The following is a 25,345-nucleotide window of genomic DNA, read 5'->3' on the forward strand; positions in this document are numbered from 1 at the left end:
GCCTATCCCTTGACGGCGCCGGTTGCGATGCCGCGCACGAACCAGCGGCCCGAAATGAAGTAGATCGCGAGCGGCACCATCGACGTCAGTATGGTCGCCGCCATGTTGACGTTATAGAGCCGTTCGCCCGTCGTCGTATTGATGATGTTGTTCAGTTGCACGGTCATCGGCAGATTGCGGGTGCCCGCGAACACCAGCCCGAGAATGAAGTCGTTCCAGATGCCCGTCACCTGCATGATGACCGCCACGACGATGATCGGCGTCGACATCGGCAACATGAGTTGCACGAAGATGCGCCAGAAGCCGCCGCCGTCGATACGCGCCGCCTTGAACAGTTCCTGCGGAATCGACGCATAGTAGTTGCGAAACAGCAGCGTCATGACCGGCATGCCGAAGATGGTGTGGATCACCACGATGCCCGGCAAGGAGCTGAACAGATGCACGCTCGCCAGCACGCGCACGAGCGGATACACCATCACCTGCACGGGAATGAAGGCGCCCATCAGCAACACGCCGAACAGCACACCCGCGCCGCGCGGCCGCCAGAACGACAGCGCGTAGCCGTTCACCGCGCCGATCAGGATCGACAGCAGCGTGCTCGGCACAACGATGCGCACCGAGTTCCAGAAGCCGACCTGGATGCCGTTGCAGTCGAGTCCCGTGCAGGCCGATTGCCACGCCGCGCTCCACGCGTCGAGCGTGAAATGGGCGGGCAGCGCGAGCAGATTGCCGAGGCGGATTTCGCTCATCGGTTTGACCGACGTGACCAGCATCACGTACAGCGGCAACAGGAAAAACAGCGCGGCGGTCAGCAGGAAAGCGTAGACACCGAGACGCGCCGGCGTGAAAGCGCGGCGCCTGCGCTTTGGCGCGCGGTTTGGCGCGCCACTTTTCAGCGGAGAGCTGAGCGTGTTCATCAGACGTCCTTGCGCAACGCGGCGCGGCTGCGGGCATAGAAGAACGGCGCGAGAATCGCCAGCACCGTGGCGAGCAGCACGATCGACGCCGCCGACGCGAGGCCGATATTCGCGCGGCCAAACAGATAGTCCATGATGAACTTGGCCGGCACTTCGCTGGCCGTGCCGGGACCGCCCTGCGTCATCGCGACCACGGCGTCGTAGAGTTTCACCACCATCACGAAGAGCAGCACGAAGGCGGTGGACATGGACGGCCCGAGCATCGGCACGACGATGCTCGCATAGACGCGCCAGCGCGGAATGCCGTCGATGCGCGCGGCCTTCCACAGTTCGTCGTCGATGCCGCGCAGTCCGGCGAGCAACAGCGCCATCACCAGACCCGAGGCCTGCCACACCGTCGCGATGACGATCGTGTAGATCACCCAGTCCTGATCGACGATCCAGTCGAAGCGTGCGTGCACGAAACCCAGTTTGTGCAGCACGGCCTGCGCGCCGAGTTCGGGGTTGAGAATCCACTGCCACACGAGTCCCGTGGCGACGAACGACATCGCGTACGGATACAGGAAAATGGTGCGCAGCGCGCCTTCGGCCACCACGCGCTGGTCGATGAAGATCGCCAGCAGCAAACCGATCACCATGCACGCGGCGATGAAGCACGCGCCGTAGATCACGATGTTCTGCAGCGACAGCAACCAGCGGTCGTTGTTGAACAGCCGCTCGTATTGCGTGAAGCCCGCGAAGTCGCCGGACGGAAAAGTGCGCGAGTTGCTGAGCGACACGCGCGCGGTCCAGACCATGGTACCGAGATAGGCGAACACCACGGTCAGGACCATCGGCAGCAAGGCCAGCCACGCCGCGACCGGCAAGCGCTTTTTCAGCGGCTTTTTCAACGGCGCGGTCCGCGCGCCTTGAAGCTTGAGCGCGTGCATCGCGGCGCCTAGCTCTTCAGTGCGCTGGCGAACGCCTTCTGCGCGTCGTCGACCGACTGGTTCTTGTTCCAGAAGTTCGTGATGACGTCGATCAGCGCGCCTTGCGTGTCGGGCGACAACAGCATTTCCGGATTCGGCAATTGCCGCGACTTGTCTTTCATGATCGCCATGCCCTCCTTCGCGCAAATGTCGAGACTGCTGACGTCCACGTCGGGACGAATCGGAATCGAGCCTTTCTTCGCGCTGAACGCCACCTGCGCGGAAGGCGACGTCATGACGGTGGCCAGCAGATTTTGCGCCTTGATCGCGGTGGGGTTATCGGTTTTCGGGAACACGAACACGTCGCCCGCCACCAGATACGGCGAATGCGGACCGAAGCCAGGGAAGCAGCCGAAGTCTTTGCCCGCCGTCTGATTGGCCGCCGAGAATTCGCCCTTGGCCCAGTCGCCCATGATCTGCACGCCGGCCTTGCCCGAAATCACGAGCGCCGTCGCGTCGTTCCAGTTGCGCCCCGGCGAGCCCGGATCGACGAAATCATGCAGACGCTTGAACGCGGTCAGCACTTTCTTGAAGGCATCGGACTTCACCGCGTTCGCGTCGTGATCGCGATACACCTTCATGTAGAGATCGGGACCGCCCACGTCCGCGAACACGGCGTCGAAGGTAATTTTCTCCTGCCACGGCTGGCCGCCCAGCGCGAGCGGAATCACGCCGGCTGCTTTGAGCTTGCCAAGATCGGCGAGGAATTCGTCGTAGCTTTTCGGCTCGCCCGCAATGCCCGCTTTCTGGAATACCGGCTTCGAATAGAAGAACCAGGCCGGCATATGGATATCGACCGGCGCGGCGTAGTAATGCCCTTTCACCTTGATGCTGTCGATGATCGACTGCGGGAAGACGCCGTTCCAGTTTTCCTTCGCGGCGACGTCGTCGACGTTGTTCAGCAGACCCTGATCGATCAGGTCGTGAAACTGCCGTGACGTGTTGAATTGCGCAGCCGTGGGTGGATCGCCGCCGACGATGCGGTTGATCGCGGTCGAGCGCGCCTGGTCGGCGCCCGCTACCGCGTTGTCTACCCACTGCCCGCCGGCCTTGTTGTACGCGTCGGCGAATTGACGGATCGCCGCCGACTCGCCGCCCGAGGTCCACCAGTGAATCACGTTAGCCTTCAGGGGCTCCGCCTGCGCAACGACGCCATACAGCGACAGTGCCGCAACCATGCCTCGCAAGACCATTTTTCTGCTGTTCATTCCGTCTCCTGTCGGGCGCGCCGTCGCCGGGCGCCCGTGTTTTCGAGTCGACATACAAACCAGCTGCCGTGCCGCGATTTTCTTCTTCACCGAGGTCTAGGAACCGCGTGTCTTGCGCTCCTCCAGAAAGCCGGACACCAGTTCCGCGCTGCGCTTGACGGTGCGTTTCTGCGTACTGTAATCCACGTGTACGACACCGAAGCGACGCTCGTAACCGAACGCCCATTCGAAGTTATCCATCAGCGACCACAGGAAATAACCGCGCACGTCCACGCCCGCCTTGATGGCTTCGTCCACCGCGCCCAGGTGCCGTTTGAGAAACGCGATGCGCTGCGTGTCTTCCACGCGGCCGTTCACGACCTTGTCGTCCGAGGCCATGCCGTTTTCGGTGATGTAGATGGGCGGCAGATTGCGGTACGTGCCGCTGAAGCCGATCAGGAGATCGCGCAGGCCATCGGGGAAAACTTCCCAGCCCATCTGCGTGCGCTCCACGCCTTCGAGCGGCACTTCCCTAAACCCGTGACCGCCGTCGCTCTCGACATTGGTGCGGAAGTAATAGTTGATGCCCAGAAAATCCAGTGGCGCGGCGATTGTCTGCATGTCGCCGTCGAGCACCAGCGGTTCGGTGCCCGGCCACAACTCGAACAGGTCCTGCGGATACGCGCCCTTGAGCAGCGGATCGAGAATCCACGCGTTGTGCTGCATTTCGAACAGCTCCGCCGCGCGCCGGTCGGCGGCGCTGTCGCTGTTCGCGGTGCCGCGGCCGATGTTCGCGACGATGCCTTTTTTCGAGGCCGGATCGTTCGCGCGTAGCACCGGCAGCGCGAGACCGTGCGCGAGCAGCAGATGATGCATGGCCTGCGTGGCATAGCGTCCGTTGGCAAGACCCGGCGCATGGTGTCCGTTGCCGTAGCCGAGGAAAGCGGAACACCACGGCTCGTTGAGCGTCGCCCAGGCGTCGACCATGCCGGCGAATTCGCGGCTGACGAGGTCGGCGTAATCGGCGAAACGATAAGCCGTGTCGCGATTGAGCCAGCCGCCGCGGTCTTCGAGATGCTGCGGCAAATCCCAGTGATACAGCGTGACGAAGGTCTGGATGCCCTTCTCTTTCAGACGCGTGAGCAGACGCCGGTAGAAGTCGAGACCTTTGCGATTCGGCTGCCCCGCCGCGTCCATCACGCGCGGCCACGCAATCGACAGCCGGTAGGCTTCGAGGCCGAGGCTCGCCAGCAGATCGACGTCGGACTCCCAGCGGTGATAGTGATCGCATGCCACCTCGCCGGTGTCGCCCGCCAGCACCTTGCCGGGGGTGGCCGAGAACGTGTCCCAGATCGACGGCAGGCGGCCGTCTTCGTGCACCGCGCCTTCTATCTGATACGAGGCCGTGGCGGCGCCGAGCAGGAAGCTCTTGCGCCACAGCGAGGAGTCGGCGGGCGGCGTGAAGGGATTGGCGTTGGGATCGATCCGCGACTCGCGGGAGGAAGCGGCGAGCTGACCGGAAGGTGCAGCGTCGGATACCACAGATGCGTCGTTTGCCACGGATTCTCCTGCGCTGAGGTCATTGAACCGGGTACGGCGAAAGCGCGGGTGGAAGCGCTTCCACAAGACCAGCGAACGATATCAGCGGGCTGTTTGACGCAGCAATCAGGGTTTGTCTGGAGCGCGGCTGGCACGCGCCATGGCGGCATGCGCCGTGCATTGGCGCGCGCGCCGGCGGCGCTGCGCGCGTTTCATTTTTTCGCGGACAGATCGAACGCGCCGCGATCGTAGGCATCGCAATAGGCCTTCCAGTCCGCCACCACCTGCGCTTCGCATTGCGTCGCGAGATCGATCAGCGGCAGTTGCCAGTCGCGCCGCTGACCGAAGGCGATCAGGTCGTCCGCGATCGACGACTTCTGCCGGCCGCCGCTGCGCAGATGCGCCCAGGCGCTCAACTCGGCCATGCTGTTGATCACTGCTTCGAGGCGCGGCAGCTTGCCGTCCCAGTCGGCCAGCGCGACGCGATCTTCGGACGGTTGCAAACTGCGCAATACGTAGGATCGCTGATTGAATTCGACTGCATGCAGGAACGCCTGCGACACCGCCTGATTGCGGCGCTGAATCTCGACCACGCGTTGCGCTTCGGTCTGCCATGCCGGCTGCGGCGTGCGGACGTGCGGCGTGACCGACGAAGGCAACGCTTCCTTCAGGTCGATCAGATAGTTGCCGTCCGGCGAGCCCTTGCCCGCCACCAGAATCACGTAGCGATCCACGCCCAGGCTGCCTGTTCCCGCGATGCGTCGCGCCACGTCCAGCACGCGGTAAAAATCCGGATTCGGCTCGCCGGCAGCGAAGGTCTGCATGAACGACGTGACCTCGGCGCGCGCCTGATCGCTAACCGGCAGCGCTTTCTTGCCGTCCACTTTCAACACGCGCGTCTTGCCTTTGAGGACCGTGCGCCGGTCCAGGTGCGCGGCGCGCGAGCGGCTCGCCAAGGCGTCGAACAGATCGCGCACCATGCCGACCGACGTTTCCGGCTCGATCCAGCGCGCCTTGCCGAACGCCAGCGCGCCGCCGTACGACTCCACGGCGGTCTGGCACAACGCCAGCGCCTGCGCGCGGCTGAGCTTCAGATCGGCGGCGCCGACCAGCACGCTCGCGAGCAGCCGCACCAGTTCGTACAGATTCGGCGCGAGACAGGCCTCGTCGAAATCGTTGTTATCGAAGTAGACGAGGCGATTGTCGCCCTTGTAGCTACCGAAATTCTCCAGATGCATGTCGCCGCAAATCCACACCGGCGGCGCATGGTCGAGCAGTTCGTTGCGCGGCAGCCGCGTGTAGAACAGGTGGCAGGTGCCGCGCAGAAACACGAACGGCGAGGCGCGCATCAGCCGGTATTTCATGGCGAGCCGTTCCGGGTCGCGGCCTGCATTGAAGGTGGCGATGAGCTGCGCGATATCGGACATGCGTGACCTCTTCGTTGCGAGTACTTCGGGCGGAAATACGCGGTGTGGGTTGGGTGTTCGGGTGTTGGGATTTTGAAGTTCGACGTATGAAAGTGCGGCCCGAGGCCAGTCTTTCAGGCCGCGTCCCGCGTGCCGAACTTCTTGCGATAGGCCGCCGGACTCGTCGATACGACGCGGCGAAAATGCCGCCGCAGCGATTCTTCGGAACCGAAGCCGGCCAGCTCCGCGATACGGTGCATGGGCAGCGGCGTGGATGCTTCGAGCAGATCGCGCGCCATCGCCACGCGTTCGCGCACCAGCCATTCGTACGGCGCCATGCCGGTGGCGTCGTGAAACTGCCGCTGCAAAGTACGCGGACTCATCGACGCCTGCTTGGCCAGCGAGCGCAAGGTGTGCGGCAACGCGGGATTCGCGCGCACCCAGTCCATCAGCCGGGCCAGACGGCCGCCTTCATCCTGCGGCATCGGGCGCGGCACGAACTGCGCCTGACCGCCCTCGCGATGCGGCGGCACCACCAGCCGTTGCGCGACGCGGTTCGCTACCGCGCTGCCGTGATCGCGCCGCACCAGATGCAGCAGCATGTCGAGACCCGCCGCCGATCCCGCCGAGGTGATGATCTGTCCTTCGTCGACATACAACGCGTCGGGCTGCACGCGTAACGCCGGATAGCGCTGCTGCAGTTTCTCCGCGTAGCGCCAGTGCGTGGTGACGGTCTTGCCGTCGAGCACGCCCGCTGCCGCCAGCACGAAAACGCCCGAGCAGATCGAGCACAGGCGCGCGCCGCGTTCATAGGCGGCGCGAACGCGTGCGAGCAGCGCGGGCGGCGGCAGTTCGTCGGCGTCGCGCCAACCGGGAATTACGATGGTGTCGGCCTGGTCCAGCAATTCGAGCGTGTACGGCGCGGCGACGGTGATGCCGCCCGCCGCCCGGATCGGACCGGGCTCGCTCGCACACACGGCGAAGTCGTACCAGGTCACGCCGAGTTCGGGCCGCTCCAGCGCGAACAGCTCGGTCACGCAGCCGAATTCGAAGGTGCAGAGCCGGTCGTAGACCAGCGCGACGACGAGATGATTGTCCATGGCGCGATGTTACCGGAGATTGATGCGTGCGCCGCGGGTTGCGCCACCGGTTGCGCCACGCCGCGCGCCGGCTGGGCTCGCGTTTTGCTCACTGGAAGGTGTGGCCTCGACCGGCGCTCCGCGCACATAAGTGCGACACGGCAAGGCCCGCATTCATGTGAAGGAGACGACCATCATGAAATCCAGTGCAAACGGATCGAACGACGCGCAGCAGGACAAACGCGCCACGGATAAGCCTGCAAGCAAGGACGCGCACGCACCGTCCGACACGCAGCAAGGCAAACGCGACGCGAAGGAAAAGGCGAGGCACAGCGAGTCGGAAAATGCGTTGCCGTCTTCGCAGGATAAAAACCCGGTGCCGCCGGGATCGACGCGGGAATCCTAGGCGTCGGCGCAGGACAACAACCGCCCTGCGCCAACGTCCCTCACGTCCCGCACGTCCCTCACGTCCCGCACGTCCCTAACGTCCCTTACTAGCCGAAGATTTTATCCAGCGTCACCGGCAAATCGCGCACGCGCTTGCCCGTCGCATTGAACACCGCGTTCGCCACGGCCGCGCCCACGCCGGTAATGCCGATCTCGCCGACACCGCGCGCGCCCATCGGCGTGTGAGGATCGGCTTCGTCGTTCCAGATGATGTCGATCGCGGGCACGTCGAGGTGAACCGGCACGTGATAGTCGGCGAGCGACGGATTCATCACTCGGCCGGTTCGTTCGTCGAACTGGGTTTCCTCCATCAGCGCGAGGCCGAGGCCCATGATGATGCCGCCGCGAAACTGGCTGGCCGCGGTCTTCGCATTGATGATCCGGCCGCAATCGAACGACCCGAGGAACCGGCTCACGCGAATCTCGCCGCTGATCGCGTTGACTCGCACTTCGCAGAACAGCGCGCTATGGCTGTGCATCGACCAGTGTTGTAGTTCGAAAGGCATCGGCGCTTCGGCCTCGACGGTAATCTGCGCCTGCCGCGCGCGCTCCAGAATCGCGCCGTAGGATTCAAAGCGGCTTTCGTCCTCGAGCGAGCACAAGCCGCCGTCGCGTCCGCCCACCTCGTCCGGCAACAGACCGGACAGCGGCGAGCGATTGCCCGCGAATTGCAGCAAGCGTCCGACGAGTTTGTGATGCGCGGCAATCACGGCGGCGCCGATCGCGGCCGTCTGCTGCGAGCCGCCCGCCAGCACGACACCTGGCAACGTCGAATCGGCGTACTCGAAGTCGATGTCTTCCATGTTCAGTCCGAGGCGCTCCGCGATGATCTGCGTTTGCGCGGTCGAGGTGCCCATGCCCATTTCGTGCGCGGCGATGCTGACGGTGGCGCGTCCTTTGTCGGTCAGGGTGATGCGAGCCGCACCGCCCGGCATCCGGTAATAGGGATAGGTGCCGGTCGCGCAGCCCAGACCGATTAACCAGTCGCCCTCGCGCCGGCTGCCGGGTGCGCCGCGCGCCGCCCAGCCGAACCGCTCGCGACCCGCGTTCCAAGCCTGCACGATGCCGCGCTGGGAAAACGGCAGGCCGGTGGTCGGGTCGCGTTCCGGTTCGTTCGCGATCCGCAAGTCGATCGCATCCATGCCGATGGCGTGCGCGAGTTCGTCGATGCCGCATTCCAGTCCAAACGTGCCGACGGCTTCGCCCGGCGCGCGCATGAACGTATTGGCCGTCATGTTCATCTTCACGGTTTCGACGTCGAGAAGAAAACTGCGCGACGCGTACGCGCTTCTGGCCGGCAGGATGAACGGCTCCGGCATGTTGTTGTGCGGCGTCATCGCCACGAGGCCGGTGTGGATGAGCGCGTCCAGCGTGCCGTCGGCCTGCGCGCCGAGCGCCACGCGCTGCTCCGTGACGGTGCGCCCGCCGACGATGCGGAACACGCCTTCGCGCGACAGCGTGATGCGCACCGGACGTTGCACCAGCCTCGCCGCCGCCGCAGCCAGCACCTGATGCTGCCAGACGGTTTTCGAGCCGAATCCCCCGCCGACATACGGTGAACTCACATGCACCTGCTTCTCGTCGATGCCGAACACGTGCGCCATGGTCCAGGCTTCGTGGGCCACCGCCTGCACGGTGTCGTGGATGCGCAGCGTGTCGCCGTCCCAGGCGAGCGTCGCGGCATGCAGTTCGATCGGATTGTGATTGTGCCGGGGCGTCGTGTAGCGCACGTCGATTTTGTGCGGCGCGGCGGCCAGTTTCGCTTCGGCGTCGCCGATTTCGAGCTTCAGCGGTTCGCCCTGAAACACGCCGGGCTCCGAACCATTTTTGCGGGCTTCCGCGAGCGAGGTCACGCCATCGTCCGCCGTCTCGTAGGTCACCTGCACGAGCGATTGTGCGTAGTCCGCCTGCTCCTGCGTGTCGGCCAGAACCAGCGCGACCGGCTGGCCGTTCCAGTGAATCTGGTCGTCCTGCATGACGGGCAGACTGTCGCCGCCCGCGGCTTTCGGTTGCGTCATGAACGCCGGCATGGGTTTCAGACGCGGCGCGTTTCGATACGTCATCACCAGCACGACACCGGGCGCGGCCTCGGCCGCAGCGGTGTCGATGCCGACGATGCGCCCACGCGCGATGGTCGAATATTTGAGCGCGGCATAGGTCATGCCATCCAGCGGAAATTCAGCGGCGAAAGCGGCCCGGCCCGACACTTTCAACGGCCCGTCGATCCGGCTCACCGGCGCACCGATCAGACCGTGCCGATGGCTGATCAGCGGATCGGGCTCGCCGCCGGGAATGAAGCTGTCGGGGGCGAGTGCAATGGCTTTTTTCATCACCGCCTGCATGGTGTCCTTGATGATAGGCATCAGCGATTCTCCTGACGAGCCGTGAGCTTGACGAGCGTGTCGACTACGACTCGCTGAGCCAGTTCGATCTTGAATGCGTTGTCGCGAAGCGCCCGGGCGTCGGCGAGTTCCGCCTGCATCGCGGCGCGAAATGTGGCTTCGCTGGCCGGCGCGCCCGTAAGCGCGGCCTCGGCCGCGTTAGCCCGCCACGGCTTGTGCGCGACGCCGCCCAGCGCGATCCGCACCTGCTCCACCACGCCATCCCGCACCTGAAGCGCGGCCGCCACCGAGATCAGGGCGAACGCGTACGACGCGCGGTCGCGCACTTTGCGATAGGTCGAGTGGCCGTCGAATGCGCGCGGCAAGGTGACGGCGGTAATCAGTTCGCCCGCTGCGAGCGTCGTCTCGATGTGAGGCGTGTCGCCGGGCAGCGTGTGAAAGCCGGTCAACGGAATCTCGCGCGCGCCGTTCGGCCCGGCCACGCTCACACTTGCGTCGAGCGCGGCCAGCGCCACCGCCATATCCGACGGATGCGTGGCGACGCACGCGGACGACGCGCCGAGAATCGCATGCATGCGATTGAAGCCGTCGATCGCGTCGCAGCCCGTTCCCGGCGCGCGCTTGTTGCAATGCGCCGCGTCGTCGTAGAAATAGCCGCAACGGGTGCGCTGCAGGAGATTGCCGCCCACGGTCGCCATATTGCGAATTTGCGCCGACGCGCCGGCCAGAATCGCTTCGGACAGCATCGGATAGCGTTCGCGCACGCGCCGGTCGGCCGCCAGTGCGGTGTTTTTGACGCCGGCGCCGATGCGCAATCCGCCGTCGTCCGTGTCTTCGATATCGCGCGAAAGACCGCTGACGTCGACGAGCATCATCGGATGTTCGATGTCCTCGCGCATCAGATCGACGAGGTTGGTGCCGCCGCCGAGATAGCGCGTGCCGGGCTGGGTGCCGAGTGCGAGCGCCGCCTGCTGGTCGCCGGCGCGTTGATAATGGAATGGGTTCATCATGCGGCCTCGCGTTTTGCAGGCTGTTTTGCAGACTGTTCGGCAGGCTCGGCCGTGTCCGATCCGAACGTTTCCTGGATCGCGTCGACAATGCCGTTGTACGCGCCGCAGCGGCACAGATTGCCGCTCATCCGTTCGCGCAGTTCGAGGTCGGTGAGCGCGAAATCGTCGGCGGCCACGTCGTCGCTGACATAGCTCGGCACACCGCGCCGCCATTCCTTTTCCATCCCCACGGCCGAGCAGATCTGGCCGGGCGTACAGTATCCGCACTGAAAACCGTCGTGCTGCACGAAGGCCGCCTGCAGCGGATGAAGATTGCCCGGCTCGCCGAGTCCTTCGATCGTCGTGATCTCGCAGTCCTGATATTGCACCGCGAGAGCGAGACAACTATTGATTCGCGTGCCGTCGACGAGCACGGTGCACGCGCCGCAAGCGCCCTGATTGCAGCCCTTTTTTGCGCCGAAAAGATGAAGCCGTTCGCGAACCAGATCGAGAAGCGATGTTCTGGGATCGAACTCCAGATCCATCTCCTTGCCGTTGATAACGAAATGCATGATTGCTCCCGTTAAATTGGGGACTGCGCCGGGGTTGCGTGTCCCGCCTTTCAGATGCAAACCGTGGAGGGTTTGCCGTGTGCTGTTTGCCGCGTGCCATTTGCTGACGGGTGAGGAATGCGAACGGCCGCCTGCCTGCTCGACCTTTTCAGACGAGGTGCGAGCGTAGGCGTCGCTCAGCGCGCCGGACAGTTCGAACGTGGATGCGTGCGTTCCCGCGGAAGAGTGCAGCAAGTGAGATGCCTGATGCGGCAGTGCCGCAGCGATGGCGGCAAATGAGGTGCGTGCCGCGCGTGCACGAACGCGCGGCTGCGTTTGATGGCGAATGGTGGCGAGAGGGAACGATGGCGCCGTTGTATTGCATCGACGCCGATTCGTCGTAGTAGCGCGGGCGCCCTGAAAGAAGCGCCGCCAAGTCAGTCGGCCTACTTGCCGGCCGCTCCTGCGAAATAATCGCGAACGCGCTGACTCGCGGCTTCCCACAAATCCGGCGAGCCGCGTTTAATCACCGGTCCGTATCGCTCCATCACCTGCTGCTCGGTGACACCGTTTTCGGTCCACGTGCCGCCGTTCGACAGCGTGTTGATCAGCAGGGGCTGCAACCGATCGAGTGCTTTGGCAAAAATGGCTTCCGGCGTTTGCGCCGCCTCGAACTCGTGCCAGAGTGCGAGCAATTCGCGCCCCTGATCGTCGGGCAACAGGCCGAAAATACGCTCGGCCGCGCGTTGCTCGGCTTGCGCGATTGCCTCGGCCTGACCGCTCGTTGCATGCAGCGGATGATCGCCCGCGTCGATTTCCACGATGTCGTGCACCAGCAAAAGTTTGACGGCATGAAGCGCGTCGACGTCTTTCGCGTGATTCGACAGAACGAGCGCGAACATGCACAGGTGCCACGAGTGTTCCGCCGAATTCTCCTTGCGGCTTCGGTTGATCAGAGGCGATTGCCGCATGATCGACTTCAGTTTGTCCAACTCCATGAGAAAGGTGAGTTGGCGGGTGGTCTGATCGAGGGACGGACTAGTCATTTGAAACGTACCTGTTTGTCTGCAAAATGGTCGCGGTGTGTACTCGGTGGACACACCGTATGTGATGAGCGTCTGGACGGTCGAGGCCTGGCGCGATATTCATCAGAGCGCCCGGCGCTGGCGGCCACGCTCCGCACCACGGGTTGCGGGCGCGCGTTTGATTTCGAGCGACGGCGGGCGCTCCAGAAGCGAAGGCGACGCCTCGGCCTCGACGCGCCTCGCTTCCTTGAATTGCTGGCGGAAAGCCGCGGGCGTCAGCAGCTTCGCCGCCTTGAACTGGCGGTTGAAGTTGGCGATGTTGGAAAAACCGGAACGCGCCGCCACCACGGAAATGGGCAAGGCCGTATCGGCGAGCAGACGGCACGCATGACCGATCCGCACGCGCGCGATGTACTGGCCGACGCTTTCGCCGAGATGCTGGACGAAATGCCGCGTGAGCGAGCGCTCGGACAAACCGGCCGCGTTGGCGAGCGTGGCGAGCGGCAATGGTCGTTCGAACTGGGTTTCTATCAGCGAGAGTACGCGATTGAGCTGTTCCGGCTCGTAACCGGACGGTGCGCCGACACGTGCCACGAAGGCGCTGGGCGACGCGAGCGGCGTGGCCGGTAAATCCGCCAGCCACACCAGAATGTCCAGCACGGCGCCCAGACGCTCACGGGCATTCTCGGACAACAGCCGGTCCAGATACCGATGCATCTGCGCGCCCGAGCCTTCTTCGAACACGAGGCCGCACACGGCGCGCCGCAGAAGACTACGCAGATCGGAATACTCCGGACAGAGGTCGGCGAGGCGCCGCACCCACGTATCGTCGAACCAGACGACGATCGCGACCTGCGAACTCGACGGGTCGATCGAAAGATTGGACGCCCAGGTGTGCGGCATGTCCGGCGGAACCAGCACGAGGTCATTGTCGCCGTACACGGAAACCGAATCGCCGATGTACCGTTTCCCCTGACTGTTCATGGTGAGCGTCAGTTCGTACTCGGGATGATGGTGCCACTCGAACGGAATTCTCGGCAGCCGCCGATGATAGATCCTGACCGAACAGTTCGCGCCGAAGTCGACATGCTCGTAAGCTGCTTTCATGGCCGCATCCGCTAAGAGATTGGCTCGATGTTATCACCATGAAAAGCGCCGACGCCGTGGTCTCCGGCGCGAAGGTTCTTCCGGCGTTACGTCAGCGCTTCGCCTACCTGCGCAAGCTCGAAACCTTCGTCGAGCCAGCCCGTGATGCCGCCGATCATGATCTTCACCGGACGTCCCAACTCGGCGAGCCGGATCGCGGCGCGCGTCGCACCGTTGCAATGCGGTCCCGCGCAGTAGGTGACGAACAGCGTCTCGGGCGGATAGGCGGCCAGCTTCGACGCCACGATCTTGCCGCGCACCAGGTTCACGGCGCCCGGCACATGACCGCGCGCGAAATGCTCGGGACTGCGCACGTCGAGCAGAACGAAATCGACCGAGCGCGGATCGTCGTCCGTCAGGGCGGCGTGGACATCGGCGCAGTCGGTTTCGAAAGACAGCGACGCGCTGAAATGGGCCAGCGCGGCGGCGCTCGCGGCAGCAGGGACAGATGAAACAACGGACATGTCGGCTCCTTGGGCTCGGGTAGAAATGTGGGTCGATGACCGGTTGCGTGCGGCCAGTTGCTACGCATTGTCCGGCGCCCCGCTCGCTCCAGCCAGTGGCGCAAATGACAGATTCCGGTAACATCGCGCCACCTCCTGCTTCTACGGCCCGGTGGCATAGCCGCAGTGCGGCTCACCCGCCCTGCAGTTGCCGCTCGATAGCGGCTTTATCGATAATCGACCAGACCCGCCCGATCTTTCCGTCGAGAAATTCGTAAAACACGTTTTCCGAAAACACGACGCGCTTGCCGTTTACCGGCAGCCCGAGAAAGACGCCGACGGGCGTACAGTCGAAATGCAGCCGGCTCGCCACGTGCGGCGCTTGGCAAACCAGCGTGACGATCTCGAAGTGCAGATCGGGAATCTCGCGAAAGTCCCGCTCCAGCATGGCGCGATAACCGTCCAGACCGATGCGCTCGCCGTTGTACGCCACATCGTCGCCGACGTATTCGCCGAGCGCCGCCCAGTCCTGCCCGTTCAGACAGGCGATATAGCCACGGTAAGTTTCTGCAAGATCGCGTTCATTCATTGCGCGCTGCCTCCATCCATGAATAGATAAACCGATTCCCGGTGAAACGCTTAGGTGAAGCAAGCCGGACGGGCGATTGAGCCATGCCGGCCTATAAACATAGTCAATGGCGAATATGCCTAAAATCAATTAAATAAACGCCCCGAACTGTCGATAACAAGTTCAGCCGCCTCCCTCATCGCGGTTGGACTTGACATGCAGAGCTCATACAACTTTTGGCTGGTCGCGATTTCGTTCGCTGTCGCAATGCTGGCGTCGTTCACGGCGCTCGACCTGACGGGACGCATTTTCGTGCTCGCGTCGGCTCGCCTGCGACAGGCGTGGCGTCTGGGCGGCGCGGCGGCGTTGGGCGTCGGCATCTGGTCGATGCACTTCATCGCCATGCTCGCCTTTTCGCTGCCGACACCGCTCGGCTACGACCTGCCGATTACCGCGTATTCGCTCGCCCTCGCCGTCGGCGCGTCGTATCTGGCGCTGTTCGTGACCACGCAATCGCGCCTCACTTTTGCGCGGCTCGCGCTGGGCGGCGTGCTGATGGGCTGCGCGATCGCCGGCATGCACTACACCGGCATGGCCGCCATGCGCATGGAGCCGGGCATCGACTATCAGCCGGCCTGGTTCGCATTGTCGATCGCCATTGCCATCGTTGCCTCGACCGCCGCGCTGTGGCTCGCCCGCGCGCTCAGCAACGACGAGGATCGCTTCGTCCTGCACAAACGCCTCGCCGCGGCGCTGGTCATGGCGGTGGCGATTAGCGGCATGCACTACGTCGGCATGGCGGCGGCCAATTTCCCGGTCGGCTCGATCTGCGGCGCGGCCAACGGCGTGAACTCGGCGTGGCTGGCAACCTCGGTGATCCTGTTCACCTTCGCGATCCTGATCGTCACCCTGATGATGTCGCGCTTCGACGCGCGCACCAGTTTTCTGTCGGGCGCGGTATCGCGCCTGAACGGTCAGATCGTGCGACTCGCCACGCTCGACACGCTCACCGGCTTGCCGAACCGCAGCACGCTAACTGAACGAATCGACCGCGCGATCGGCAGCGCGCGGCGTCAGCGCGCGCTGTTCGCGATCCTGTTCATGGACCTCGACGGCTTCAAGACCATCAACGATTCGCTCGGCCACTCGGTCGGCGACGAAGTGCTGTCCGCCTTCGCCCAGCGTCTCCTGCAATGCGTGCGCTCCAGCGACACGGTCGCGCGACTGGGCGGCGACGAATTCGTCGTGCTGTCGGAAAACCTGCCTTCGCGGGAAGCCGCGGGCATGCTGGCCGAAGGCGTGCTGGAACGGATGCGTCAGGGCATGTGGACCGATTCGCAGCCGCTGCAGGTCATGCCGAGCATCGGCATCGCCCTCTATCCGCAGGACGGCGACACCGTCGACACCCTGCTCAAACACGCCGACGCCGCCATGTACGAGGCCAAGCGCGCCGGCCGCGGCACCTATCGCTTCTTCGAGCGCAGCATGAACGAAGCGGCCACCCGCACGCTACAGATTCAGAGCGCGCTGCACGACGCGCTGGCCGCCGGTCATTTCTCGCTGCACTTCCAGCCCAAGTTTCACGGCAAGGGTGACTCGCTGGCGGGCGCGGAAGCGCTGATCCGGCTGGAGCATCCCGAACTCGGCGCGATCACGCCGCTGGAATTCATCCCGATTGCCGAACGCTCCGGGCAGATCGTGCAGATCGGCAACTGGGTGTTGCGCGAAACCTGCCGGCAGATTCGCCGCTGGGTCGACGAAGGTCTGCCCGCGATGAAAGTCGCGATCAATCTGTCGCCGCGTCAACTGGCGCAACCCAATCTCGTCGCGATGATGCTGGAGATCGTGCGCGACGAGGGCGTGCGTTGCGAGCAGATCATGTTCGAAATCACCGAGACCGTGGCGATGCAGGACGCGCCGCGCACCATCGAAATGATTCGCGAATTCCAGGCGAGCGGCTTTGAGATCGCCATCGACGATTTCGGCACCGGCTACTCCAGCCTCGCCTACCTGCAGCGTTTTCGCGTGAAGCAGCTGAAAATCGACCGCTTCTTCACCAACGGACTCGACGAGCACGGCGCGGAAGGCAGCGCGATCGTCTCGGCCATCATCGCGCTCGCGCATTCGCTCGAAATGGACGTGGTGGCCGAAGGCGTGGAAACGGAGTCGCAACTGGACATATTGAAAGCGATGAGGTGCGACGAAATGCAGGGCTTCCTGCTCGGCAAACCGCTCAACGCTGCCGATTTCGGCGCGCTGTTGAGAGGGAAAATGGTAGCTGCCTGAGCATCTGAAACTGTTTGATACGCGTATATCCCGCTTTGACGAACAAGCAGCACGGGTGCCGGAGAATTCATGAGATTTGATGTAGCGACGTTCACGTCGATGTGTTTGATTACGTTTTTATGCTGCGCGCTCATCACGACGGCGTTGTCGCATATGTTCCGTCACGTCACGGCGTTCCGCTTCTGGACCGTCGGCTTTTTTCTGCTGTGCGCCGCTTCCGCCTGCTTTGCGCTGCACATGAGCTGGGACACCGACTTGCTGCTGATCGCGACCGCCACCCTCGCGCTGCAGAGCCGCATTCTGATCTGGTCGGGCACGCGCGAACTGTTCGGCGCGAAAGCGCCGTGGCGCTATGGACTGCTGGTCACGGCCGTCTTCGGCGCGCTCTATGCGGCCGCGCTCGCGTTCAAGCTGCCGCTCGTGTTGCGCGGCTGCCTGCTGGCGCTGTTCTTCCTGCCCTGCCGCGCCGCCACGCTGTATGAAGCATTTCGCCGACGCCGCCCTCGTCTCGGACCGGCGCGGCTGATGGTCGCGCTCGGCAGCGTGATCGCCAGCCTGAACGGCCTCGTGCCGCTCACGCTCGTGCTGCTCAATCACGGCAATCTTTCGTTGCTTCTGGGCAATCCGCAGAACACCTCCGCGGTGTACGCCGTGGTGTTCGCCGGCGACCTGCTGCTGGCAAGCGGACTGATCGTGCTCGCCTTCCAGTTGCAACTCGTCGAGCGCGACATGCTCGCCACGCTCGACCGGAGCGCGCTGCGACGCCTCGCCGAATCGCGGGAAACGCGCACGCAGCGCGGCCTGCTGTCGTCCGCCGCGCCGTTCGGCCGCGGCAACACGCCGTCGCGCCGCTCGCTTCGCGGCATGCTCTGATCGTTCGATCTTCGCCGGCGGCCGTTCTGGCCGCCCGCCCGGCCGCGCGGCATCTTGCGTGCGGCCGGCTTCAGCCAGCGCTTCGTCTGGCGTCACAAAAATACTTGACTTCTGCGGCAGGAAAACTAATATACGCACCGCGTACATATTCGGTGCGCGACTCTTTTCCGACAGGTGCCCGCATGAGCGTCCCGCAACAAGCCTTCTTACGCGATGCCATGCGTCGCATGAACATGACCCGCGACAGCTTCGCGAGCCGCATCGGCGTTTCGCGCCGCGCGCTGGACACGTGGCTTCTGCCGGACGACTCGCAGGAATCGCGCGCCATGCCGGAGATCGTCGAGCGCTTCGTGTCGGAAATCGTCGTGCATGGCGAGCCGGGCGAAAACTATACGCAAAGCGTAGACTCGCAGTCGCTGGCGAGCCAGATGCTGTTCGAAGGCAAGCCGCAACTGCTGTCCGTCGATCAATTCTCGCGCGACTCGGTCGAGGCGCTGTTCCGCGTCGCCGACATCATGCAGCCGATCGCACGCCGCCGGAAAATCTCGCGCGTGCTCGAAGGCGCGGTGCTCGGCAACCTGTTTTTCGAGGCCAGCACGCGGACCCGCGTGAGCTTTGGCGCGGCGTTCTGCCGGCTCGGCGGCTCGGTGTGCGACACCACTGGCTTCACGTTCTCGTCCATGGCGAAAGGCGAGTCGATCTATGACACCAGCCGCGTGATGAGCGGTTACGTCGACGCCCTGGTGATCCGTCATCCGGACCAGGGCTCGGTGGCCGAATTCGCGCGCGCGACCAACGTGCCGGTGATCAACGGCGGCGACGGACCGGGCGAACACCCGAGCCAGGCGCTGCTCGACCTCTACACGATCCAGCGCGAATTCTCGCGGCTCGGCAAGATCGTCGACGGCGCGCATATCGCTCTCGTGGGCGACCTGAAATACGGGCGCACGGTGCACTCGCTCGTGAAATTGCTCGCGCTTTATCGCGGCATCAAGTTCACGCTGATCTCGCCGCCCATGCTCGAAATGCCGAGCTACATCATCGACCAGATTTCGCGCAACGGTCACGTGATCGAGCAGACGCACGACCTGCCGGCAGGCCTGCGCGGCGCCGACGTGGTGTACGCCACGCGCATCCAGAAAGAACGCTTCACGGACGAATCTTTCGAAGGCTATACGCCCGACTTCCAGATCAATCAGGCGCTGATGGACAGCGTCTGCGGACCCGACACGCTGATCATGCACCCGCTGCCGCGCGACAGCCGGCCGGGCGCCAACGACCTGAGCGTGGACCTGAACCACGATTCGCGTCTGGCGATTTTCCGCCAGACCGACAACGGCATTCCGGTGCGCATGGCCATTTTCGCGGTGCTGCTGGGCGTCGAAAAGCTGGTGCAGCACTCCATGCGCGACGCCGCATGGCGCCCGCCTGTGTACCTCGGTCCGGACGACGCGGTATTCCACGGTATCGACTGACATCGGCCGACCGGCTTCGCACTGATTGCGAAGCTGGTTTAAAAAATCACTAGACGACTGGTCTACTATCCATTAAAGTCGCTTCATGAGCACTGCCAACACCTCCGAAACCGTCGACGTCCGCGCGAATATCATCGCCGTCGGACAACGGCTGATCGGCGCCAAAGGCTTCTCGGCAGTAGGACTCAACGAAATTCTGTCCGGCGCCGGCGTGCCGAAGGGTTCGTTTTATCACTACTTCGGTTCGAAAGACGCGTTTGGCGTGGCCATGCTCGAAAGCTATTTCGAAGAGTATCTCGCCGAGATGGACGCAATCCTCGCCGCGCCGGATCTGACCATGGCGCAGCGACTCATGAACTACTGGGGTGTCTGGCAGGAAACCCAGTCGTTCTCGGAGTGTCAGGGCAAATGTCTCGCCGTGAAACTGGGTGCCGAAGTCGCGGATATGTCGGAAGCCATGCGGGCGGTGCTCGATCGCGGCACGGCAGGCATCGTCGCGAGACTGGCCGACGCCATCGAGGCCGGCGTGGCGTACGGGTCGCTCGCGATTCACGGCAACCCGCGCGGCGTGGCGCAGAGTCTTTATCAGCTCTGGCTCGGCGCGAGCGTGATGGTCAAGATCGTTCGGAACACCGAGCCTTTCGCCACGGCTCTGGCAACAACACGGCACATGCTGAATCCGTCGGACTGAACATCGGCCGACGACCGCACTTCTTCGGAAGTGCTTTTTTTGACCCAGTTACTAGACGACTGGTCTACTATAGAACCACCTTCACTCACCCCGATGGAGAAGCGACATGAAAGTACTGATGGTTTTGACCTCGCACGATGAATTGGGCAACACGGGCCGCAAGACGGGGTTCTGGCTCGAAGAGCTTGCCGCGCCGTACTACGCGTTCAAGGAAGCCGGCGTGGAAATCGTGCTGGCTTCGCCCAAGGGCGGCCAGCCGCCGCTCGATCCGAAGAGCAACGAACCGGCCAATCAGACCGACCTCACGCGCCGTTTCGAGCAGGACGCGCAGGCAAAGGCGCAACTCGCCGCCACCGTGCGTCTCGACAGCGTGAAGCAGGCGGACTTCGACACCGTCTTCTATCCGGGCGGCCATGGTCCGCTGTGGGATCTCGCCGAAGACCGTCACTCGATCGCGCTGCTCGAATCGTTCGTCGCGGCCGGCAAACCCGTCGCGCTGGTGTGCCACGCGCCCGGCGTGCTGCGTCACGTGAAGTCGGCGGACGGCAAGCCGCTGGTCGACGGCAAGAAGGTGACCGGCTTCACCAATAGCGAGGAAGCCGCGGTGGGTTTGACCGACATCGTGCCCTTCCTCGTCGAGGACGAACTCAAGGCCAAGGGTGGCGTTTATTCGAAGGGCGACGACTGGGCGCCGTACGTGGTGAGCGACGGCCTGCTGATCACGGGACAAAACCCGGCTTCTTCGTCGCCGGCCGCGGCCTTGTTACTGAAGCATCCCGCACTCGCGGCAAAGTAAGCGCTGCATCGCGCGCTGCTCGCCTCGCCGGCAGCGCGCCGTTGATTGCTACGCAAGAGCAGCTTCTTCAACGTCGACCCGGCGCTTAGTTACCTGTCTAGTCACCTGTTTAGTCACGTCGCGGTCGACCCGCCCGTCTTCCAGGCGTCGCCCGACTCCTCATCCCGCACAAAACTGTCTTTCGCTTAACACCGGCAAAGAAGCGCGGTCCCCGTATTTACTTTCCCGATCGTTGAGCGCACCTTCCTGCTTGGCGCGCGTCACGACCAGGCATCCGCACGAATGGTTGCGCGTGCCACCATTCGCGCGCATCCGTTTCTGTCTTTCCTACGAGCGCGAAAAGCCGGACGCACGATCCGCGTACCGGCAACGGCATCGAAATTGCTGCATCTGATCCTGTCCCGGATCAGTCAGGCCGCGAGCTTCGAGCAAGCATGCATGAATCGAAGACCGGCACGTCGCCAGCCTGCATTGACCTTTCAATGGAGCCAGCAGAACGTCATGTCAACGAATAACGATCGTCGCAATCCGGACTCGGGCGAGCCGCCCGACACGACACCGGGCCGTCCTTCACGCCGCCGCTTTCTGCAATCGGCCGCCGCGGTTGCCACCGTCGGCGCGGCGCCGCATCTGCGCGCGCAGGCACCCGCGCCTGCCGCGCCAGGCGTCGAAACCCACGCTCCCGTGCCGCCGCGTCCGCTCACGCTGACCGTCAATGGCCGCGCCTATACCTTGCAACTCGAACCGCGCGTCACCCTGCTCGATGCGTTGCGCGAATACGCCGGCTTGATGGGCACGAAGAAAGGCTGCGACCGCGGACAATGCGGCGCCTGCACGGTGCTCGTGGAAGGACGCCGCATCAACTCGTGTCTGACGCTCGCGGTCATGCACGACGGCGAAAACATCACGACGGTCGAGGGTCTCGCACGCGCCGGTGCACTGAGTCCGATGCAGCGCGCCTTCATCGATCACGACGCGTTTCAGTGCGGCTACTGTACGCCCGGGCAGTTGTGTTCCGCGACTGCCCTGCTCGAAGAATTCCGCAACGGCACGGCAAGCACCGTGACAGCGGATGTGCGCAGCCGCCCGCCGCAACTGTCCGACGACGAGATCCGCGAGCGCATGAGCGGCAACATCTGCCGCTGCGGTGCGTATGCGAACATCGTCGCCGCGGTGCGCGCGGTGCACGACAGCGCCACGACAACCAGCAGTAGCAATAACAAACCATTTGGCAGCTGCAACGCCTGACGGAGCGACCAGCATGGATGCGATCTCTTACGAACGCGCCGGCGACGTCGCCGGTGCCATACGTGCGGCACAACAGCCCGGTGCGGTGTTCATCGGCGGCGGCACTAATCTTCTCGATCTGATGAAGGGCGGCGTAACTCGGCCCGCACGCCTGATCGATATCACCCATATTCGTGGACTCGATACGATCACCACGCTGCCCGACGGCGGCGTTCGTATCGGCGCGCTGATGCGCAACAGCGACGCGGCCAATCACGCGCTGATTCGCGAGCAATATCCGCTGCTCTCGCAGGCCTTCCTCGCGGGCGCGTCGTCGCAATTGCGCAATATGGCGACCGTGGGCGGCAATCTGCTGCAACGCACGCGCTGCGGCTATTTCTACGACACCGCATTCACGCAATGCAACAAGCGCTCGCCGGGCAGCGGATGCGCCGCGCTCGACGGCCACAATCGCACGCATGCGATTCTCGGCGCGAGTCCGCAATGCATTGCCGTGAATCCGTCCGATATGAGCGTGGCGCTGGCCGCGCTCGATGCCGTGGTGCGCGTCAACGGCCCCGCCGGCGAGCGGACCATAGCATTCGCCGACTTCCATCGCCTTCCCGGCGACCGTCCCGACGTCGACACCACATTGCAGCCCGGCGAACTGATCACGGCAGTCGATCTGCCGCCGCCGCTCTTCAGCGCTCACTCGCACTATCTGAAAGTGCGTGACCGCGCCAGTTACGCATTCGCGCTGGTGTCGGTGGCCGCTGCGTTGCAGATGGACGGCGAGCGCGTGCAGACCGCGCGCATCGCGCTGGGCGGCGTCGCGCATAAACCATGGCGCGCGAGCGCGGCCGAAGCGATGCTTGCCGGCAAGCCGCTCACGCAGGCAACGCTGAACGACGCCGCGGCGGCCGCACTGCGCGACGCCCGGCCGCAACAGGAAAATCGCTTCAAGGTGCAGCTCGCGCAACGTGCCATCGTGCGTGCCGTGAATCAGGCAGCAGGCCACGCGGGAGGTGTCGCATGAATATGATCGGTCAACCGCTGGACCGTATCGACGGTCTGCTGAAAGTGACGGGCGAAGCGCGCTACGCCGCCGAGTTTCCCGAAGCGCGGCTCGCGCATGCAGTACTCGTCACGAGTACGATTGCGCGCGGCACGATTACATCGATCGACGCGAGCCGCGCCCAGGCGCTGCCCGGCGTGCTGCTCGTCATGACGTATCAGAACGCGCCGCGTTTGCCCAATGGCGGCAAACCGCCGCTCGCGCCACCTGCCGGGCGGCGTCTTTCACTTCTGCAGGATAACGAAGTTCATTACAGCAACGAACCGGTGGCGGTGGTCGTGGCCGATACGCTCGAACATGCCACCGACGCCGCGCGTCAGCTGCGCATCGTCTATCAAAGCGCGCCCGCGACACTCGATTTCGGCGCGGCCAAGCCGAACGCGCACGCGCCCGACAAACCGCAGGGCCGGCAAACCGACACGCAGCGCGGCAGCTTCGACGACGGCATGCAAAGCGGCGCCGTGCATATCGACGCGACGTACACCACGCCGATCGAACATCACAATCCGATGGAGCCGCACGCCACGATGGCGCACTGGGACGGCCCGCAACTCACGCTCTACGACGCGACGCAAGGCGTCAGCAGCGCGGCGCTCGCCGTGGCGAAAACGCTCGGCGTATCACCCGGCGACGTGCGCGTGATTTCACCGTTCGTCGGCGGCGGTTTTGGCTGCAAGGGCTCGTCGTGGTCGCACGTGAGTCTGTGCGCGATGGCCGCGAAACAGACCGGACGTCCGGTGCGGCTGGTGCTCGAACGGCCGCAGATGTTCGGGCCCGTGGGCGCGCGGCCGCGCACCGAGCAGCGCTTCATACTCGCCGCGCGCCGCGACGGCACGCTGACCGCGATGCGTCACGACAGCATCTCGCACACGTCGATGATCGAGGACTGGACCGAGACGTGTTGCATGGTCACGCGCATGTCGTACGCCGTGCCGAACCAGATCACCACGCACCGGCTCGTGCCGCTGAACGTCGGCACGCCTACCTTTACGCGCGCGCCGGGCGAGACGACCGGTTCGTTCGCGCTCGAATCGGCGATTGACGAACTCGCCGTCGCGCTGAAGATGGACCCGCTCGCGCTGCGTCTGAGAAATTACGCCGAGGCCGATCCGCAGGAGAACAAACCGTGGTCGGGCAAATCCTTGCGTGAGTGCTATCAGATCGGCGCACAGAAATTCGGCTGGTCGCATCGCAATCCCGCGCCGCGTTCGACACGCTCGGGCAACACGCTGGTCGGCATGGGCATGGCGACCGCCACGTATCCGGCCAATCGCAGCGAGGCCGCCGCCATCGCGCGGATTCTGCCGGACGGTACGGCCATGGTCGCCTCGGGCACGCAGGATATCGGCACCGGCACCTACACGGTGATGACCCAGGTCGCCGCCGACGCGCTCGGTTTCGCGCCGGAAAAAATCCACTTCGCGCTCGGCGATTCGTCCTTGCCGAGAGCGCCGGTGTCGGGCGGCTCGCAGTCGGCCGCGAGCGTCTCGCCCGCCGTGCGCGACGCCGCCAGTCAGGCGCGCAGCCAGTTGATCGCGCTCGCGCTGGCCGACGCCGCCTCGCCGGTGCACGGCATGCCGCTCGACGACATCACCGTCGACAACGGCTGGGTGACGAGCCGCTCGCAACCGTCGAAGCGCGATCCGGCGGCGGCGATCATCGCGCGCGCCGGCGGCAAACCGATCGAAGCAAGCTCGACGGTCAGACCCGGCGACGAAAAACAGAAGTATTCGTTTCACTCGTTCGGCGCGGTGTTCGTCGAGGTTCACGTGGACGCGGACCTCGGCACGATACGCGTGGCGCGCGTGGTGGCCGTGTACGACGTGGGCCGCGTGCTGAACATGAAGACGGCGCTCAGTCAGATGATGGGCGGCATCGTGTGGGGCGTGGGCGCGGCGCTGGAGGAAGAGAGCACGCTCGACACGCGGTACGGCCGCTTTACCAACGCCAATCTTGCCGAGTATCACGTGCCGGTGAACGCCGACATCGGTTCGCTGGACATCACGTTTCTCGACCGGCCGGACCCGTACATCAACTCGCTCGGCGTGCGCGGCATCGGCGAGATCGGCATTACCGGCGTGTCGGCGGCGATCGCGAACGCGGTGTATCACGCCACCGGCGTGCGCGTGCGCGATCTGCCCGTGACGCTCGACAAGGTGATGGTCTGATCGCTGGACGTGCGGGCTCGGCGCGCGCCGCGACTCGCCCGCACGTAGCCGGCAGTGGATGAGCCAGCGACGATTCACCGACGAACGGCGCCCACGGATGCAGGCGGGCCGGAATAGATTCCCGCTTGCCTGTCGCTGCGTTGCATC

Annotated in this window: 22 protein-coding genes; 9 read left to right on the top strand and 13 right to left on the bottom strand. The window is 64.3% G+C overall.

What is annotated here, in order from left to right; all coding sequences use genetic code 11:
- Positions 1 to 2: 2 nt before the first annotated feature.
- From P3T18_RS20165 to ftrA, 6 genes are all read right to left on the bottom strand, one after another.
- A complete protein-coding gene (locus tag P3T18_RS20165; protein ID WP_429301725.1) occupies positions 3 to 917 on the bottom strand; it encodes a carbohydrate ABC transporter permease in 915 nt (304 codons plus the stop codon).
- Positions 917 to 1,846, bottom strand: a complete 930-nt coding sequence (locus P3T18_RS20170; RefSeq protein ID WP_429301726.1) for a carbohydrate ABC transporter permease — start codon at positions 1,844 to 1,846, stop codon at positions 917 to 919. Before P3T18_RS20170 ends, P3T18_RS20165 begins: the two co-directional genes overlap by 1 nt.
- Positions 1,847 to 1,854: 8 nt before the next feature.
- Entirely contained in the window at positions 1,855 to 3,093 is a 1,239-nt protein-coding gene (locus P3T18_RS20175; protein WP_429301727.1) for an ABC transporter substrate-binding protein, read from the bottom strand.
- Between the two features lie 96 nt (positions 3,094 to 3,189).
- Positions 3,190 to 4,632 carry a GH1 family beta-glucosidase gene (locus P3T18_RS20180; protein WP_429301728.1) on the bottom strand — a complete coding sequence of 481 codons (1,443 nt, stop codon included), beginning with the start codon at positions 4,630 to 4,632 and terminating at the stop codon, positions 3,190 to 3,192.
- Between the two features lie 191 nt (positions 4,633 to 4,823).
- Complete coding sequence (locus tag P3T18_RS20185) at positions 4,824 to 6,038, bottom strand: DUF2252 domain-containing protein (RefSeq protein ID WP_429301729.1); 1,215 nt, start codon at positions 6,036 to 6,038, stop codon at positions 4,824 to 4,826.
- 113 nt (positions 6,039 to 6,151) lie between these two features.
- The gene (gene ftrA / locus P3T18_RS20190; RefSeq protein ID WP_429301730.1) at positions 6,152 to 7,117 is read right to left on the bottom strand and encodes a transcriptional regulator FtrA; all 966 of its coding nucleotides are present in this window, start codon (positions 7,115 to 7,117) and stop codon (positions 6,152 to 6,154) included.
- 175 nt (positions 7,118 to 7,292) lie between these two features.
- On the opposite strand from ftrA, the gene P3T18_RS20195 reads away from it, so the two are divergent.
- Positions 7,293 to 7,502: a hypothetical protein gene (locus P3T18_RS20195; protein ID WP_429301731.1), complete on the top strand. Its 210-nt coding sequence runs from the start codon at positions 7,293 to 7,295 to the stop codon at positions 7,500 to 7,502.
- 88 nt (positions 7,503 to 7,590) lie between these two features.
- Here the strand turns inward: P3T18_RS20195 and P3T18_RS20200 are convergent, their stop codons facing one another.
- The 7 genes from P3T18_RS20200 to P3T18_RS20230 all read right to left on the bottom strand — a co-directional run bounded on the left by P3T18_RS20200 (position 7,591) and on the right by P3T18_RS20230 (position 14,628).
- Positions 7,591 to 9,906, bottom strand: a complete 2,316-nt coding sequence (locus P3T18_RS20200) for a xanthine dehydrogenase family protein molybdopterin-binding subunit (protein WP_429301732.1) — start codon at positions 9,904 to 9,906, stop codon at positions 7,591 to 7,593.
- Entirely contained in the window at positions 9,906 to 10,892 is a 987-nt protein-coding gene (locus P3T18_RS20205) for an FAD binding domain-containing protein (protein ID WP_429302084.1), read from the bottom strand. The genes P3T18_RS20200 and P3T18_RS20205 overlap by 1 nt, the downstream gene beginning before the upstream one ends.
- Entirely contained in the window at positions 10,892 to 11,446 is a 555-nt protein-coding gene (locus P3T18_RS20210) for a 2Fe-2S iron-sulfur cluster-binding protein (RefSeq protein ID WP_429301733.1), read from the bottom strand. The genes P3T18_RS20205 and P3T18_RS20210 overlap by 1 nt, the downstream gene beginning before the upstream one ends.
- A 425-nt stretch (positions 11,447 to 11,871) precedes the next feature.
- A complete protein-coding gene (locus P3T18_RS20215) occupies positions 11,872 to 12,471 on the bottom strand; it encodes an HD domain-containing protein (protein ID WP_429301734.1) in 600 nt (199 codons plus the stop codon).
- 102 nt (positions 12,472 to 12,573) lie between these two features.
- Positions 12,574 to 13,557, bottom strand: a complete 984-nt coding sequence (locus P3T18_RS20220) for a helix-turn-helix domain-containing protein (protein ID WP_429301735.1) — start codon at positions 13,555 to 13,557, stop codon at positions 12,574 to 12,576.
- Positions 13,558 to 13,643: 86 nt separating this feature from the next.
- Positions 13,644 to 14,060: a rhodanese-like domain-containing protein gene (locus P3T18_RS20225; protein ID WP_429301736.1), complete on the bottom strand. Its 417-nt coding sequence runs from the start codon at positions 14,058 to 14,060 to the stop codon at positions 13,644 to 13,646.
- 172 nt (positions 14,061 to 14,232) lie between these two features.
- Positions 14,233 to 14,628 carry an ester cyclase gene (locus P3T18_RS20230; protein WP_429301737.1) on the bottom strand — a complete coding sequence of 132 codons (396 nt, stop codon included), beginning with the start codon at positions 14,626 to 14,628 and terminating at the stop codon, positions 14,233 to 14,235.
- Positions 14,629 to 14,823: 195 nt separating this feature from the next.
- Between P3T18_RS20230 and P3T18_RS20235 the strand changes: the two genes are divergently transcribed.
- The 8 genes from P3T18_RS20235 (at position 14,824) to P3T18_RS20270 (ending at position 25,198) form a co-directional block, all read left to right on the top strand.
- Positions 14,824 to 16,893 carry a putative bifunctional diguanylate cyclase/phosphodiesterase gene (locus P3T18_RS20235; protein ID WP_429301738.1) on the top strand — a complete coding sequence of 690 codons (2,070 nt, stop codon included), beginning with the start codon at positions 14,824 to 14,826 and terminating at the stop codon, positions 16,891 to 16,893.
- 69 nt (positions 16,894 to 16,962) lie between these two features.
- Positions 16,963 to 17,766: a hypothetical protein gene (locus P3T18_RS20240; RefSeq protein ID WP_429301739.1), complete on the top strand. Its 804-nt coding sequence runs from the start codon at positions 16,963 to 16,965 to the stop codon at positions 17,764 to 17,766.
- A gap of 182 nt (positions 17,767 to 17,948) precedes the next feature.
- Positions 17,949 to 19,241 (top strand): aspartate carbamoyltransferase, encoded by a 1,293-nt coding sequence (locus tag P3T18_RS20245; protein ID WP_429301740.1) that lies wholly within the window; start codon positions 17,949 to 17,951, stop codon positions 19,239 to 19,241.
- A gap of 85 nt (positions 19,242 to 19,326) precedes the next feature.
- A complete protein-coding gene (locus P3T18_RS20250; RefSeq protein ID WP_429301741.1) occupies positions 19,327 to 19,932 on the top strand; it encodes a TetR/AcrR family transcriptional regulator in 606 nt (201 codons plus the stop codon).
- 106 nt (positions 19,933 to 20,038) lie between these two features.
- Entirely contained in the window at positions 20,039 to 20,728 is a 690-nt protein-coding gene (locus tag P3T18_RS20255) for a type 1 glutamine amidotransferase domain-containing protein (RefSeq protein WP_429301742.1), read from the top strand.
- 501 nt (positions 20,729 to 21,229) lie between these two features.
- Positions 21,230 to 21,976 carry a 2Fe-2S iron-sulfur cluster-binding protein gene (locus tag P3T18_RS20260; RefSeq protein WP_429301743.1) on the top strand — a complete coding sequence of 249 codons (747 nt, stop codon included), beginning with the start codon at positions 21,230 to 21,232 and terminating at the stop codon, positions 21,974 to 21,976.
- Between the two features lie 13 nt (positions 21,977 to 21,989).
- Positions 21,990 to 22,991 carry an FAD binding domain-containing protein gene (locus tag P3T18_RS20265; protein ID WP_429301744.1) on the top strand — a complete coding sequence of 334 codons (1,002 nt, stop codon included), beginning with the start codon at positions 21,990 to 21,992 and terminating at the stop codon, positions 22,989 to 22,991.
- Entirely contained in the window at positions 22,988 to 25,198 is a 2,211-nt protein-coding gene (locus P3T18_RS20270) for a xanthine dehydrogenase family protein molybdopterin-binding subunit (protein ID WP_429301745.1), read from the top strand. Before P3T18_RS20265 ends, P3T18_RS20270 begins: the two co-directional genes overlap by 4 nt.
- Positions 25,199 to 25,345 lie beyond the last annotated feature (147 nt).

Source organism: Paraburkholderia sp. GAS199, assembly GCF_050436585.1.
GTDB lineage: Bacteria > Pseudomonadota > Gammaproteobacteria > Burkholderiales > Burkholderiaceae > Paraburkholderia.

Excerpts from the sequence above, each read along its gene's own strand:
- P3T18_RS20265 (WP_429301744.1), top strand. The coding sequence starts at position 21,990 with ATGGATGCGATCTCTTACGAACGCGCCGGCGACGTCGCCGGTGCCATA.
- P3T18_RS20195 (WP_429301731.1), top strand. The coding sequence starts at position 7,293 with ATGAAATCCAGTGCAAACGGATCGAACGACGCGCAGCAGGACAAACGC.
- P3T18_RS20270 (WP_429301745.1), top strand. The coding sequence starts at position 22,988 with ATGAATATGATCGGTCAACCGCTGGACCGTATCGACGGTCTGCTGAAA.
- P3T18_RS20215 (WP_429301734.1), bottom strand. The coding sequence starts at position 12,471 with ATGACTAGTCCGTCCCTCGATCAGACCACCCGCCAACTCACCTTTCTC.
- P3T18_RS20165 (WP_429301725.1), bottom strand. The coding sequence starts at position 917 with ATGAACACGCTCAGCTCTCCGCTGAAAAGTGGCGCGCCAAACCGCGCG.
- P3T18_RS20260 (WP_429301743.1), top strand. The coding sequence starts at position 21,230 with ATGTCAACGAATAACGATCGTCGCAATCCGGACTCGGGCGAGCCGCCC.
- P3T18_RS20245 (WP_429301740.1), top strand. The coding sequence starts at position 17,949 with ATGAGCGTCCCGCAACAAGCCTTCTTACGCGATGCCATGCGTCGCATG.
- P3T18_RS20255 (WP_429301742.1), top strand. The coding sequence starts at position 20,039 with ATGAAAGTACTGATGGTTTTGACCTCGCACGATGAATTGGGCAACACG.
- P3T18_RS20220 (WP_429301735.1), bottom strand. The coding sequence starts at position 13,557 with ATGAAAGCAGCTTACGAGCATGTCGACTTCGGCGCGAACTGTTCGGTC.
- P3T18_RS20185 (WP_429301729.1), bottom strand. The coding sequence starts at position 6,038 with ATGTCCGATATCGCGCAGCTCATCGCCACCTTCAATGCAGGCCGCGAC.
- P3T18_RS20210 (WP_429301733.1), bottom strand. The coding sequence starts at position 11,446 with ATGCATTTCGTTATCAACGGCAAGGAGATGGATCTGGAGTTCGATCCC.
- P3T18_RS20175 (WP_429301727.1), bottom strand. The coding sequence starts at position 3,093 with ATGAACAGCAGAAAAATGGTCTTGCGAGGCATGGTTGCGGCACTGTCG.
- P3T18_RS20230 (WP_429301737.1), bottom strand. The coding sequence starts at position 14,628 with ATGAATGAACGCGATCTTGCAGAAACTTACCGTGGCTATATCGCCTGT.
- P3T18_RS20250 (WP_429301741.1), top strand. The coding sequence starts at position 19,327 with ATGAGCACTGCCAACACCTCCGAAACCGTCGACGTCCGCGCGAATATC.
- P3T18_RS20200 (WP_429301732.1), bottom strand. The coding sequence starts at position 9,906 with ATGCCTATCATCAAGGACACCATGCAGGCGGTGATGAAAAAAGCCATT.
- P3T18_RS20240 (WP_429301739.1), top strand. The coding sequence starts at position 16,963 with ATGAGATTTGATGTAGCGACGTTCACGTCGATGTGTTTGATTACGTTT.
- ftrA (WP_429301730.1), bottom strand. The coding sequence starts at position 7,117 with ATGGACAATCATCTCGTCGTCGCGCTGGTCTACGACCGGCTCTGCACC.
- P3T18_RS20225 (WP_429301736.1), bottom strand. The coding sequence starts at position 14,060 with ATGTCCGTTGTTTCATCTGTCCCTGCTGCCGCGAGCGCCGCCGCGCTG.
- P3T18_RS20170 (WP_429301726.1), bottom strand. The coding sequence starts at position 1,846 with ATGCACGCGCTCAAGCTTCAAGGCGCGCGGACCGCGCCGTTGAAAAAG.
- P3T18_RS20205 (WP_429302084.1), bottom strand. The coding sequence starts at position 10,892 with ATGAACCCATTCCATTATCAACGCGCCGGCGACCAGCAGGCGGCGCTC.
- P3T18_RS20235 (WP_429301738.1), top strand. The coding sequence starts at position 14,824 with ATGCAGAGCTCATACAACTTTTGGCTGGTCGCGATTTCGTTCGCTGTC.